Origin of the sequence: Polynucleobacter sinensis (assembly GCF_001595985.1) — a bacterium.
Taxonomy (GTDB): domain Bacteria; phylum Pseudomonadota; class Gammaproteobacteria; order Burkholderiales; family Burkholderiaceae; genus Polynucleobacter; species Polynucleobacter sinensis.
Genome location: NZ_LOJJ01000003.1, coordinates 292,706 through 307,433, shown reverse-complemented (window position 1 = coordinate 307,433; position 14,728 = coordinate 292,706). Strand labels below are relative to the sequence as shown.

8 protein-coding genes and 1 tRNA gene are annotated in these 14,728 nt (G+C 46.2%); 2 read left to right on the top strand and 7 right to left on the bottom strand.

Translation table 11 applies throughout. The annotated features are described in order from the left end of the window. Positions 1-89 precede the first annotated feature (89 nt). Positions 90-2,675, top strand: coding sequence for a bifunctional aconitate hydratase 2/2-methylisocitrate dehydratase (locus AOB49_RS05270; protein ID WP_062308725.1), 2,586 nt, complete (start codon positions 90-92; stop codon positions 2,673-2,675). 83 nt (positions 2,676-2,758) lie between these two features. On the opposite strand, the gene AOB49_RS05265 is transcribed toward AOB49_RS05270, so the two are convergent. Genes AOB49_RS05265 through AOB49_RS05255 form a run of 3 tightly spaced genes read right to left on the bottom strand, consistent with a single transcriptional unit; the run spans position 2,759 to position 8,288 of the window. Further along, the gene (locus AOB49_RS05265) at positions 2,759-3,535 is read right to left on the bottom strand and encodes a spermine/spermidine synthase domain-containing protein (protein ID WP_245640620.1); all 777 of its coding nucleotides are present in this window, start codon (positions 3,533-3,535) and stop codon (positions 2,759-2,761) included. A gap of 16 nt (positions 3,536-3,551) precedes the next feature. After that, positions 3,552-7,586, bottom strand: coding sequence for a phosphoribosylformylglycinamidine synthase (gene purL, locus AOB49_RS05260; protein WP_062308723.1), 4,035 nt, complete (start codon positions 7,584-7,586; stop codon positions 3,552-3,554). Between the two features lie 21 nt (positions 7,587-7,607). Then, the gene (locus AOB49_RS05255) at positions 7,608-8,288 is read right to left on the bottom strand and encodes an ABC transporter ATP-binding protein (RefSeq protein WP_062308721.1); all 681 of its coding nucleotides are present in this window, start codon (positions 8,286-8,288) and stop codon (positions 7,608-7,610) included. Positions 8,289-8,309: 21 nt separating this feature from the next. On the opposite strand from AOB49_RS05255, the gene AOB49_RS05250 reads away from it, so the two are divergent. Beyond that, positions 8,310-8,963 (top strand): arylesterase, encoded by a 654-nt coding sequence (locus tag AOB49_RS05250; RefSeq protein ID WP_062309337.1) that lies wholly within the window; start codon positions 8,310-8,312, stop codon positions 8,961-8,963. A 1-nt stretch (position 8,964) separates the two neighbouring features. On the opposite strand, the gene AOB49_RS05245 is transcribed toward AOB49_RS05250, so the two are convergent. The 4 genes from AOB49_RS05245 to clpX all read right to left on the bottom strand — a co-directional run bounded on the left by AOB49_RS05245 (position 8,965) and on the right by clpX (position 14,709). Beyond that, entirely contained in the window at positions 8,965-10,431 is a 1,467-nt protein-coding gene (locus AOB49_RS05245; RefSeq protein WP_062308719.1) for a peptidylprolyl isomerase, read from the bottom strand. A 103-nt stretch (positions 10,432-10,534) separates the two neighbouring features. After that, positions 10,535-10,610 (bottom strand) — tRNA-Val (locus AOB49_RS05240). Positions 10,611-10,736: 126 nt separating this feature from the next. Further along, positions 10,737-13,169 (bottom strand): endopeptidase La, encoded by a 2,433-nt coding sequence (gene lon, locus AOB49_RS05235; protein ID WP_062308717.1) that lies wholly within the window; start codon positions 13,167-13,169, stop codon positions 10,737-10,739. A 178-nt stretch (positions 13,170-13,347) separates the two neighbouring features. Beyond that, positions 13,348-14,709, bottom strand: coding sequence for an ATP-dependent Clp protease ATP-binding subunit ClpX (clpX, locus tag AOB49_RS05230; protein WP_062308715.1), 1,362 nt, complete (start codon positions 14,707-14,709; stop codon positions 13,348-13,350). Positions 14,710-14,728 lie beyond the last annotated feature (19 nt).

The window sequence follows — 14,728 nt, the reverse complement described above, 5'->3', positions numbered from 1 at the left end:
AGACATGGATTCCGAATTACAATAGACTGGATAGGGAAATTACCCTGCTGTACCTTAATGTCGATAACTCTTACCCAATAGGAAACACGATGCTAGAAGCCTACAACGCCCAAGTTGCCGAACGCGCAGCCCTTGGAATTCCAGCCCTCCCCTTAACAAAAGATCAAACTGCCGAATTGGTTGGTTTACTTAAGAATCCACCGAAGGGCAAAGAGGCGGAAATTCTGGAGCTCATTACCCACCGCGTTCCAGCTGGCGTTGATGATGCTGCAAAGGTTAAGGCTGAGTTTTTAGATGCCGTCGCAAAAGGAACGGAGAAATCTCCACTAATTTCTCGCATTAAGGCAACCGAGCTTTTGGGAACAATGCTTGGTGGCTACAACATTAAACCCTTGGTTGATCTATTAAAAGATGCTGAATGCGGCGCTACTGCGGCTGAAGCATTGAAAAAAACCCTCTTAATGTTTGACTATTTCAACGATGTTCAAGAGTTGGCTTCTGGCGGTAATGCCAATGCAAAAGCAGTCATGCAAAGCTGGGCAGATGCTGAGTGGTTTACAAGTCGCCCCGCTGTTCCAGAGAGTATGAAGTTAACTGTATTTAAGGTCACTGGTGAAACCAATACGGATGACTTGTCTCCAGCTCCTGATGCTTGGAGCCGCCCAGATATTCCGCTGCACGCCACAGTAATGCTGAAGAATCCACGTCCAGGCATTGAGCCCGATGAGCCAGGTGTTCGCGGGCCAATGAAGCAGATCGAAGCCTTGCAAAAGAAAGGCAACTTAATTGCTTATGTAGGCGATGTAGTTGGGACTGGTTCTTCACGCAAATCCGCTACCAACTCGGTGTTATGGTGGACTGGTCAAGATATTCCATTTGTTCCTAACAAACGCTTTGGTGGCGTTTGCTTGGGCACGAACATTGCTCCAATCTTCTTCAATACCATGGAAGATTCTGGCGCTTTACCAATTGAATTAGATGTTTCTCAAATGAATATGGGCGATGTAATTGAACTACGTCCATATGAAGGCAAGGTACTCAAGGATGGTAAAGAGATTGCCTCTTTCTCACTTAAGTCACCCGTGATTTTGGATGAAGTACGTGCTGGTGGTCGTATTCCTTTGATCGTTGGCCGTGGTTTGACGGCTAAGGCTCGGGCTGCTCTTGGTATGCCTGCTTCGACAGAATTCCGCGTGCCAGTTAGCCCTCCTGATAACAAAAAAGGCTTTAGCCTGGCGCAAAAAATTGTTGGCCGCGCATGCGGTTTGCCAGAAGGTCAAGGTGTTCGCCCAGGAACTTACTGTGAGCCACACATGACTACAGTCGGATCTCAAGATACAACCGGTCCAATGACCCGTGATGAGTTGAAGGATTTAGCATGCCTGGGCTTCTCATCTGATTTTGTCATGCAGTCTTTCTGCCATACCTCTGCCTATCCAAAGCCAGTGGACATTCGCACCCAACACGAACTTCCACCATTTATGACCAATCGCGGCGGCGTTTCATTGCGCCCAGGTGATGGCGTTATTCATAGCTGGTTAAATCGCTTTCTATTACCAGATACTTGCGGCACTGGCGGTGATAGCCATACCCGCTTCCCAATTGGTATTTCCTTCCCCGCAGGTTCAGGTCTCGTGGCGTTTGCTGCGGCAACTGGTGTAATGCCTTTGGATATGCCTGAATCTGTATTGGTACGCTTTAAAGGCAAAATGCAGCCCGGCATTACATTGCGTGATTTGGTCAATTCCATACCACTCTATGCAATTAAAAAAGGATTGCTCACTGTTGAAAAGCAAGGCAAGAAGAATGTCTTCTCCGGTCGCATCTTGGAAATCGAGGGATTACCAGATCTGAAAGTTGAACAAGCTTTTGAATTGTCAGATGCTTCAGCCGAGCGTTCTGCAGGTGGTTGTACTGTTCACCTTAACAAAGAACCAATCATCGAGTACATGCGCTCCAACATTACTTTGATGAAGTGGATGATTGCGAATGGCTATGAAGACAAGCGCACATTAAGCCGCCGTATCAAAGCCATGGAAGCTTGGATTGCTAAGCCAGAGTTGCTTAAGGCCGACGCTAATGCTGACTATGCTGAGATTATTGAAATTGATATGAGCGAGATTAAGGAGCCAATCCTAGCCTGCCCTAACGATCCGGATGATGTTAAGTTCCTCTCCGAGGTTTCTGGAGAAAAAATTGACGAAGTCTTTATTGGCTCTTGCATGACCAACATCGGCCATTTCCGAGCTGCTGGCCAAGTGTTGCAAGGCAAGAAGGATATGCCAACCCGTTTATGGGTTGCTCCTCCAACTAAGATGGACGCGATGGTCTTGATGGAAGAAGGCTACTACGGAATGCTTGGTGCGGCTGGTGCTCGTATGGAAAGCCCTGGATGCTCACTCTGTATGGGTAACCAAGCGCAAATTCGTAAAGGCTCAACAGCGGTTTCTACTTCAACTAGAAACTTCCCTAACCGCCTTGGTATCGATACGCGAGTGTTCTTAGCTTCTGCTGAATTGGCATCTGTGGCTGCATTGCTCGGTCGCTTGCCGACTCCTGCAGAGTATCAAGATCAAGTGCAGGCATTAAATGCTAAAGCCGGTGAAGTCTATAAATATATGAGTTTTGACAAACTCAAGTCATTTAGCGACGTTGCTGATACTGTGACTGTATAAGTTGTACCTTCTCCCCTCCTAATGAGGGGGGTTAAAAAGAAAAGGCGATCTGATGATCGCCTTTTTTGTTATCGTGCAAACAGTTAAATGTGCAATCTATTTTCCTGATTAGCATTTTCACGATGTAAACCAGAGGCCCAAGTGTTAGTTGCTAAGCCAGTCCTCTCTAGGATGAGCTTCGCGCGTTTAGAAACCTCTTTCCACTCAACGTCTAGAAGCGGCCCCTTAAATGCGATGGCAACGACATTGCAGTCGTGTGATTCTGGAAAAAGCAAAACTCTGTTGTGAAAGGCTTCGCAAATGTTATTCAGGTTGATATCAAAACTCTTGTGTCGTGAAAAGAGATTTACCGTGAGAACTCCAGGAGACTTCAAAATATCGTAACAACCTTGATAGAATTCTAATGAGCTGGCAGCTGGACCATCGCAGATAGCATCATAAAGATCTACCTGAACCGCATCAAAATGATCTCGATATTTTGGATCCTGAACAAAGACTTTAGCATCTGTTTGAAGTGTCTTTAGGCGACGATCATCACCCGGAGTATCAAACATGCTGCGGGCAGATACGATGACCGCAGGGTTTAATTCAACTACAGTAGACTTTACTGCCGGGCAGTAACGATATGTAAATTTAGTTAATGCGCCTGTACCAAGACCTAGTTGGGCGACCTGCATACCAGGCTTAGTTTCTAAGAAAAGCAACCAAGCCATCATTTGCTGGTTGTATTCAAGATAGATTTCATCTGGGTCTCGAATACGCATCGCGCCTTGAATGAGCTCCGTACCAAAATGTAGATAGCGAATACCACCGCTTTCAGAAAATGTTACGGGCTCCATTGCCAAGGAAGTATTACTCACACAAATTCCTAATGGCCTATTTTGCCCAAGATCTTGCATTGCGGAACAAGCGCATCCATGGACTCGCGCCATCAGTGGAATCGAGCCACTCTGGCGGGCACCAACTCATCTGCACAGACCTAAATACACGTTCAGGATGCGGCATCATTACGGTAAAACGACCATCTGGAGTAGTAACGCCAGTAAGTCCACCAGGCGAACCATTGGGATTCATTGGGTAGGTTTCCGTTGGCTTGCCTTGATGATCTAGAAATCTAAGACTTGTTAAGCCTTGCTTTTGAAGGGTTGCCAAATCTCCTTGCTGACTAAAATTGGCAAAACCCTCACCGTGAGCGATTGCAATCGGCAACTGACTACCAGCCATTCCTTGGGTGAAGATTGATGGAGAGTCCATGACTTCAGCCATAACTAGACGCGCTTCATATTGCTCGGACTGGTTGCGCGTAAACTTAGGCCAGGCTTCTGCGCCAGGAATGATTCCCGCAAGATTACTCATCATCTGACAGCCATTACAAACGCCTAATGCGAAACTATCTTGACGATTAAAGAATGAGGAGAACTGATCACGTAATTGCGCGTTAAAGAGAATGGTCTTTGCCCAACCCTCGCCAGCACCCAACACATCGCCATAACTGAATCCACCACAGGCTACCAAGCCTCTGAAATCATCAAGTTTTGCCTTACCAGACAATAGATCCGACATATGAACGTCATAACTATCAAAACCAGCCCAGCTCATGGCATACGCCATCTCTACATGAGAATTGACGCCCTGCTCGCGCAAAATAGCTACCTTAGGTTTTGCGTTTTGCATAATAAATGGCGCTGAAATATCTTGGGAGATATCAAAGGTCAGTTTTGGTGACATGCCTGAATCAGCCAGGTCATTTAGCAAATTAAATTCGCTGTCGGCGCAATCAGGATTGTCACGCAAACGTGCGATTTGATAACTGGTATTAGCCCACATCTTCTGCAGGACTTCACGTGGTTCAGCAAAGATATTTTTAGCATCGCGCCAAATTTCAATGCGACCATTAGTATTGGGTTTTGCAATCACATGGCTATATGCGCTAAGGCCTAATCTACGCAAAATAGCAAATACCGACTCGCGATCTTCTTTACGAATTTGAATAACCGCACCCAACTCTTCATTAAATAATGCTCGCAAAGTCTGCTCATGACGACGACCTGAAACTTGTTGCGCCCAATTCTTGGCATCACCCCAGTCAGACTCCTGCCCAACATCGACTGCAATCATGTCTACATTCATGGAAATACCGCAGTGCGTTGCAAATGCCATCTCGGCAATACAGGCAAAAAGTCCACCATCGGATCGATCGTGATATGCAAGCAACTTATCTTCTTTGCGAAGCTCGATGATGGCACTAGCCAGCGCCTTAAGATCCTCAGGATGATCTACTGTTGGAGCTGACTTGCCCGACTGATTGAGAACCTGAGCCAAGATGCTTCCAGCCATCCGGTTTTTGCCACGACCCAAATCAATCAAAATCAACTCGGTATCAAGAGATGTTCCTGAGCGATCCTTTAATTTCAATAAGGGAGTGCTTGTTTTGCGAACATCTTGAACAGAGGCAAAAGCAGAAATGATTAATGAAACTGGCGAGATAACTTTCTTGGCTTTGCCGCCCTCCTCCCAAGCGGTTGCCATGGACAGAGAATCCTTGCCGACTGGTATAGAGATTCCAAGAGCGGGACAGAGCTCCATGCCAATGGCTTTTACTGAATCATATAACTTGGCATCCTCACCAGGCGATCCACATGCTGCCATCCAGTTTGCTGAAAGTTTCACATCCTCAAGGCGTCGAATATCGGCAGCGAGCAAATTGGTAATCGCCTCACCAACAGCCATTTTGGCAGCAGCAGGCGCATCAATCACGGCTAATGGAGTGCGTTCGCCCATGCTCATTGCTTCACCGCGATAGCCTTTATAGTCCATCATGGTCACAGCACAATCCGCTACGGGAACTTGCCATGGGCCAACAAAAGGATCTCGTGCATTTAATCCGCCAACTGTACGATCGCCAATCGTAATTAAGAATGATTTACTAGCTACTGTGGGTTGCTGAAGAACCCAGGCAACGCACTGTGATAGCTCTACATCAGTGACGTCTAACTCCTCAAAATGCTGAGTAACTCGTTTGACATCGCGGTGCATTCTGGGCGGTTTACCAAGCAATACCTCCATTGGCATATCAATCGGCATTGCTTCGTCAACATCAGGCAATTGCTTGCTATCGCTCAATTGAAGTTGACGCTGGGCAGTAGCCTCGCCAACCACTGCGAATGGACAACGCTCCCGCTCACAAAGAGATTTGAATAGATCAAGATCTTTTGATTCAATAGCTAAAACGTAACGCTCTTGTGACTCGTTACACCAGATCTCAGCCGGGCTCATGCCGCTTTCTTCAAGTGGAATATTGCGTAGCTTGAATTTTGCTCCGAGCCCTGCCCCGTCAGCTAGCTCAGGAAATGCATTAGACAAACCACCTGCACCAACATCATGTATGGAGACAATCGGATTGTTTTTACCCATTGCACGACAAGCATTAATAACTTCTTGCGCACGACGCTCCATCTCAGGATTGCCGCGTTGGACAGAGTCGAAATCGAGATCTGCAGTATTAGTTCCGGTAGCTACGGAGCTGCCTGTTGCACCACCCATACCAATGCGCATACCAGGACCACCCAACTGGATAAGTAAATGCCCTGCTTTGATCTCTTTTTTGGCAGTATGTATAGAGTCGATGCTGCCAATACCACCAGCAATCATGATGGGCTTGTGATAGCCGCGACGTACACCTTCAAGTGTTTGCTCAAATACTCTGAAATAACCGCCCAGAATTGGGCGACCAAATTCATTATTGAATGCGGCGCCACCCAAAGGGCCTTCAATCATAATTTGCAGAGGTGTAGCGATACGTTCTGGCTTGCCGTATTTCTCCGACTCCCAAGGCAAATCAGTACCAGGGATATTCAAATTTGAAACGGAGAAACCAGTTAAACCTGCCTTAGGGCGACCGCCCACTCCAGTTGCACCTTCATCACGGATTTCACCGCCAGCACCAGTAGATGCACCAGGAAATGGGGCAATTGCCGTTGGGTGATTGTGGGTCTCCACCTTCATTAAGGTATGAACCAATCGAGTGTCTTTTTCGTAGCGATGTTCTTTGCCTTGTGGAACCCAAGTTTCAGATTCACAACCCACCATAACAGCTGAGTTATCGGAGTAGGCAACAATGGTTCCTTCAGGTTGTAGTTGATGAGTATTGCGAATCATCGCAAACAAAGATTTCTCTTGGTCATCCCCATCAATTGTCCAGCTCGAGTTGAAGATCTTGTGACGACAATGCTCACTATTTGCTTGAGCAAACATGATCAACTCAACATCGCTTGGATTGCGCTCTAGGCGAGTGAAGTTTTCTGCAAGATAGGCAACCTCATCATCCGATAATGCAAGACCAAGATCTTGATTTGCTTTATCTAAAGCAGCTCTACCCTCTGATAAAACTGGGATACGCGCAAGCGGGCGATCGGGCAAAGCTTGGTACAGGGCGCTTGCTTCATGGGCATCAGAAATAATGACCTCAGTCATGCGGTCGTGTAAGGCGGCTAATACCAGCTGCATTTCCTCATCACTTAACGCCTTCTTGGATTGCATGCTGTACTGAATGCCGCGCTCAATTCTTAGAATGCTTAAGCCGCATTGATGCGCAATGTCAGTTGCTTTGCTAGCCCATGGAGAGACAGTTCCAAAACGTGGAATCGCAATTGCTGTGCGCACAGAAGAGCCCTTGCTAAACCATGAGCCACCCTCCTTCATTTGCGATTGAAAAGGCTGTCCATAGGTTAGAAGACTCTCTAAAACCTGGGTAGCTTTGGGGTCCAAGGGCGACTCAGACCAAATGAAATGAAGATACTGAGCCTCTATGGACTCAAGTTGAATTCCTTGGGCGGCAAGCGATGCTAAAAGTCGCTGTTGGCGGAAGGCTGAAAGGGCATTTGCCCCGGGCAAGCAACAGAATGATGACATCCCTAGATTATAAGGTTTTGATCAATCTAAGCGCCCACTCCTGAGTAGCAATTGACGACCACACCGTCCAGCCAAGGCCTGATCATGAGTTACCAATACCAAGGTCGAAGAACTCTCTTGATTTAGCTCAAAAAGAAGCTCTATCACCCTTAAACCACTAGTTTCATCAAGACTTCCTGTGGGCTCATCGGCAAACAGAATAGCAGGCTGGTTAATAAAAGCCCTAGCCAATGCCACACGCTGCTGCTCACCCCCAGATAGAGTCTTAGGAAAATGACTCAACCGACCCGAAAGCCCCACTCTTTCGAGCCAAAAACACGCCTTTTCCCTGGCCTCTAGCACTCCAACCCCTGCCAGTTCGAGGGGAAGCATGACGTTCTCAAGGGCGTTTAACTGAGGAAGCAGCTGAAAAGACTGAAAAACAAAGCCAACATGCTGACCCCTCAATTGGGCTCGCCCATCCTCACTCAATTCATTAAGATTTTGACGCATGAGCACCACCTGACCAGAGGATGGGAGATCCAAGCCTGCAAGAAGGCTTAATAAGGTACTTTTACCCGATCCAGATGCTCCCACAATTGCAACGCTTTCCCCACACTCAATCTCAAAGTCAATGTCATGCAAAATGCTAAGGTCTCCATCAACCGTTTTAACTGTTTTGCCGACATGGCTTGCAACGATAGATTTGGCTTGAAGGCTCATTGGGATTTTCTAGAATTGATCATGCACACTAAGTATTTAAATGCCAAAACAATATGGACAGGCCTATTTTGCCTCTTTCTGAGTATTCATTCCTGGGCGCAAACAAATCCCGTCATTTTGGTGCTCGGAGATAGCTTATCTGCAGAATATGGTTTGCCGCGCAATTCTGGTTGGGTCAATCTAATGGATGCACAGCTAAAAAAAGAGAATAGTCCATGGACCATTTTTAATGCCAGCATCAGCGGAGAAACCAGCTCCGGCGGAGCGGCAAGAATACCTGCCCTCCTGCAGCAAAAAAAGCCAGGGATTGTCATTATTGAGCTTGGGGCAAATGATGCCTTGCGTGGACTACCTCTCTCTGAAACTGAAGGTAACTTGAAAAAAATAATCCGAATGGCGAAGCAATCAGGAGCCAAAGTGCTTCTCCTGGGCATGCAAATACCGCCCAACTATGGGCAGGAATACACCTCTAAGTTTAGAGCGCTATATTCAACCTTAGCCAAAGACGAAAAAATTGAATTTCTTCCCTTTTTCCTGCAAGGAGTAGCTGAGAGGGCTGACTTATTTCAGGCAGATCGTATTCACCCAAACGTAGAGGCGCAAAGCATCATGTTCAAAAACGTATGGGGCGCAATGGCCCCATATCAACATCTTTTAAAGCAAGCGAATCGCTAACTTAACCGCCTGCCCCACCGCTGCTTAGTGGTTTGAGTGGATTGATAACTTTTACGTTTGCACCGTCACGCCAGTACGCCATAAAAGCCGCAAATTCAGATTGCGCAGCAAGAGCTTGGATTTGCTGTGCTTGCGCTTTATGCACCTTCGCATCAGTTGTTGCAGGTTGACGAACTTGATCAATGCGATAGATAGTGGTGCCAACACCAGGATTGGAAACAGTCAATACTGCTGGTAATTTATCAGCACTAACCGACATGACTTCATCTAAAGATGGTCCAACAAGATTTCCAGGCTTATTGCGTGAGATCCAAGTTGGGCTAGCAAATCCAGATACATTTTTAGGGTCTTTTTCGAGTGCAGCGAACTTGTCATTTGCAGCAGCAATAGCTAGCTTCTCAGCGGCACGTTGACTTACTTGACGCTTCACCTCGGCTGCAACTTGCTCGAAGGGAAGAATTTCGGCTGGATGCAAGGTAACAACACGGGCAGAAACAAATACGCCTGGTGATACTTGAACAGCTTCAGTGTTGCGCTTATTCTTAAGCGCCTCATCACCATAGAGAGATTGCACAAGCTTGGGATTTGTCAAAGGATGATCTTTAGATAACCCAGAAGCTCCAGCACGAGTAACACCCTTTTGAGTCTGAATAGTCAGCTTCAATTTATCAGCGGCAGGCTTAAGACTGTCTGATTGATCATAAGTGAGGTTGGCAAACTGATCAGCCTTTTCATTAAAGGATTTGGCGTCTTCTTTTGGATCAGCCTTGAGGACAATGTATTCCACGTCGATAAATTCAGGGCGCTCAAACAATGTTGAATTAGCCTGGTAGTAGGCCTTGAGTTCATCTGCGGTTGGACTGACCTTGCTTAGGTAATCCTTCGCATTAAATTGTAAGGTTTGAACTTGGCGCTCCGTCTCGTACAAGGAGGAGATAATTCCAGCAAGCTTGGGATTTGCCAATTCAGTTCGAGCGACCGAATTTACTAGTTGAGCAATTTTGAGTTCAAAACTTTGACCGGCATAGAACTGCTCTTCATTCATGCCATTACTTGCCAATAACTGCTTGAAACGAACGTCATCAAAAGCACCATCTTCTCGGTATAGAGCGCGAATTTGAGGAATCTTTTGCAAGCTATTAATTAACTCTTGCTTGCTAACTTGTAAACGAAGGTCGCTAACTGCAAAACCCAAAATGCGTTGCTGCAATAGCTCATTTAAGATTGCCTGACGAAATGGTAGGCTTTGGGTAATTTGAGGACTGCCGCCAACGCGTTCTGCTTGTCGTTTCGCTGCGATATCAACTTCTTGCGAGCTAATTGGCTTGCCATTCACTTTGACGATATCAGTTTCCTTATCCATAAAACTGGAATAGCTAGAGATGCCAAACATGGCAAATGAAGGAACAATAAACAGCATTAAAACAAGCTGCAAAATCTTTTGGTGCTTACGTACGGTATCAAACATGAAATAATCGCTCGGAAATAAAGACAATGATACGAGTGTACTAGGCTAAGGGTCTAGTGAATCTAGAAAGCCGTATATAGATGTGAAATGGGATTGGGGAAACTGGTGGGCGCTGACGGGATCGAACCGCCGACATTCTGCGTGTAAGGCAGACGCTCTACCATCTGAGCTAAGCGCCCCAATTTAATACAGACGAGATTGTAACCTAGTGTGGAAATAAAGTTGGGATTCTTTGGAAAATCAGAGAAAAAACCATTCTCCCCAAACCAAAAAATCCCTTCAACATCCTCACTAAGCTATATCAATCAGTGCTTTAAGGCATCCCCGGAAGACAGTTTTTCAGTCGCCTTACTAGCCTCGGCTGCTTTTTTGGCCAACTCTTCTGGCGTCGGATCGGGCAATGCTTCAGGCTTGCGCTCTAGGGCTAGCTCGAGAACTCTGTCGATCCAGCGTACTGGCACGATTTCGATAGCATTCTTTACGTTATCCGGTATATCGATCAAGTCTTTGACATTCTCTTCTGGGATCAAGGCAAGCTTAATCCCACCTCGATGCGCTGCCAATAGCTTCTCTTTCAGGCCACCGATCGGAAGCACTTCACCACGCAAGGTAATCTCACCAGTCATAGCCACATCCGAACGAATTGGAATGCCTGTGAAAACAGACACCAAAGCCGTTGTGATCGCAATACCAGCAGATGGACCATCTTTTGGCGTGGCACCGTCCGGGAAGTGGATGTGAATATCTTTCTTCTCAAATGCCTCATCGGCAATTCCAAGCGCTCTTGCCCGGGAACGAACTACGGTTTTTGCTGCCTCAACAGACTCTTTCATGACGTCGCCGATCGAGCCTGTGCGCGTAATGACACCCTTGCCAGGCATTACTGCCGCCTCAATGGTTAATAAGTCACCACCGACTTCCGTCCAAGCCAGACCGGTAACCTGGCCAACTTGATTTTCTTTGGCAGCAAGACCAAAGTCGTACATCCGCACGGATAAGAACTTCTCTAAATTATCGGCATTAACAGTTACTGGCGCCGCTTCTTTCTTCAGCAGCAACAGCTTAACTACCTTGCGGCAGATCTTACTGATTTCACGTTCCAGAGAACGAACGCCGGCCTCGCGCGTGTAATAGCGAATCATATTCCGTACAGCAGATTCTTCAATTTTTAACTCATCTTTCTTCAAGCCATTATTTTTAATCTGCTTAGGTATTAAATAATTTTTCGCAATGCTGGTTTTTTCATCTTCTGTATAACCAGCTAAGCGAATAATTTCCAAGCGATCCAATAATGGGCCGGGAATATTCAATGAATTTGAGGTGGCAACAAACATCACATCAGACAGATCAAAATCAACTTCAACATAGTGATCTTGGAAAGTGTGATTTTGTTCTGGGTCGAGAACCTCTAACAAGGCACTAGCTGGATCACCACGGAAGTCCATGCCCATCTTGTCAACTTCATCCAAGAGGAATAAAGGATTGCGCACACCCACTTTAGTTAGGCTCGTCAAAATCTTACCGGGCATTGAGCCAATATAAGTGCGACGATGACCACGAATTTCTGATTCATCACGCACGCCACCTAATGCCATACGCACAAACTTACGATTGGTTGCGCGTGCAATAGATTGACCTAAGGATGTTTTACCAACGCCTGGAGGGCCAACCAAACAAAGAATTGGCGCTTTAACACGATCAACTCGCTGTTGAACCGCAAGATATTCCAAGATACGCTCTTTGACCTTATCCAGGCCATAGTGATCCTCATCCAATACTTTTTCAGCATTGGCCAGATCATTATTGATCTTGGTTTTTTTCTTCCAAGGAAGATTCACCAAGGTGTCGATAAAGTTACGAATAACCGTTGCCTCTGCTGACATTGGTGACATGAGTTTGAGTTTTTTCAACTCTGACTCAGCCTTCTTCAATGCCTCTTTAGGCATGCGTGCTGCTTTGATGCGCTTCTCGAGTTCCTCAAGATCAGCGCCCTCTTCACCTTCACCTAACTCCTTTTGGATCGCTTTGACCTGCTCGTTAAGGTAGTACTCGCGCTGACTCTTTTCCATCTGACGCTTCACCCGTCCACGGATGCGTTTCTCTACCTGCAAGATATCAATCTCACTCTCGAGGTCAGCTAAAAGGCTTTCCAAGCGCTGAACGACATCGGTCATTTCTAGCAGGCGTTGCTTCTGTTCCAATTTGACTGGTAAATGTGCGCAAATCGTATCGGCCAAACGACTTGGATCGTCAATTCCACCTAGGGAAGATAGAATTTCCTGTGGAACCTTTTTGTTTAATTTCACATACTGATCAAATTGCGCCATGATGGCGCGTCGTAATGCTTCAGTTTCATGTGCATCAATTGAATTAACCGGTGTAGGCGTCGCCTCACAGCTGAAATAGCCTTGACTATCTTCCACTTGAGTGACATCAGCACGCTGAACGCCCTCGACCAGCACTTTGACAGTGCCATCAGGCAGCTTCAACATTTGGAGAATGTTGGCAATACAACCGACCTGATAAAGATCTTCGACACCAGGCTCATCCTTGGCAGCAGTCTTTTGGGCAACCAAAAGGACGTTTTTGCCTGTTTCCATAGCGGCTTCAAGCGCTTTGATGGATTTTGGTCGACCTACAAAGAGTGGGATCACCATGTGTGGGAACACCACTACATCCCTTAACGGGAGCAAAGGTAGTTGAATGGGTTCAGAGGGTAATAATAAGTGGCCAGGCATGGGGCAATTCCTCCAAAATAGTCATTCCGTAAAAATCTCTAAATTTGCCGTACCACTAGATACGGTCATTATTCAAGAATAGGATACTACCTATATGGGAGCCCCTCAGTAAAAAACAAGGGGTAAATATGCCAAATATGAGCAAAACCTGGCTGAAAACCACTAAAAAAGTAAAAAATTAAGCTTTTTTGCTCAATTCTTCGGATTGCTCACCCTGCTTATAGACCAAAATGGGGTTTCCACCTTCAGCAATAGTACTCTCATCGATAACGACTTTTTGGACGTTTTTAAGGGATGGTAGGTCATACATGACATCCATGAGAGAGCCCTCAAGGATAGAGCGCAGCCCACGAGCACCAGTTTTACGCGCAATCGCCTTTTTAGCGATGGCTGACAGTGCAGCTGGGCGAACCTCCAACTCCGAACCTTCCATAGTCAGAAGAGCCTGATATTGCTTTACCAGGGCATTCTTAGGTTCGGTGAGAATCTGAATTAAAGCGGCTTCGTCCAATTGGGCTAAAGTAGCAACAACTGGCAAGCGGCCAATTAACTCCGGAATCAATCCAAACTTAATTAAATCTTCCGGCTCCACTTCAACCAAAAGGTCGCTGACTCCACGATCATCCTTGCCGGGTACGGTAGCGTTAAAGCCAATTCCCGTCTTAGCGGTACGCTGTTGGATCACCTTCTCTAGGCCATCAAAAGCACCGCCACAGATAAAGAGAATATTGGTTGTATCAACTTGTAAAAAATCCTGATTTGGATGCTTACGGCCGCCTTGTGGCGGGACGGAAGCCATGGTGCCTTCTACCAATTTCAATAAAGCCTGCTGAACACCCTCGCCAGAAACATCGCGCGTAATTGAAGGATTGTCTGACTTACGAGAAATCTTGTCGATCTCGTCGATATATACAATGCCACGTTGGGCTTTTTCTACGTTGTAATCGCAAGCTTGCAGAAGTTTTTGGATGATATTTTCAACGTCTTCACCAACATAACCCGCTTCAGTCAGCGTTGTTGCGTCAGCCATAACAAAAGGTACATCCAACATGCGAGCCAGAGTTTGAGCTAGTAAGGTTTTGCCAGACCCAGTTGGGCCGATAAGCAAAATGTTGCTCTTAGCAAGCTCTACGCCATCTACCATGGCTTTAGCTGGTGTTTTGGATTCCTTCTTATCGGCAACTTCAACGGGCTTGCCATCTTTATCCAACTTCTCTTTTTTTGGCTTAGGCAAATACTGTAAGCGCTTATAGTGGTTATAAACCGCTACTGCTAAAGTTTTCTTTGCATGGTCTTGACCAATGACGTATTGATCTAAGTTCTCACGAATCTGATGTGGTGTTGGTAATGAATCATCACCTTCAGTTTTTGGCAGTTTTGCCAGCTCTTCCTGAATAATATCAGTGCATAAATCAATGCATTCGTCACAAATAAAGACTGAGGGGCCAGCAATTAACTTCTTGACTTCATGCTGGCTCTTGCCGCAAAAGGAGCAATAAAGAACTTTCTCTGCGCTATTGTTGGAGTTTGTATCGCTCAAAATATAGATCTAGGTAATA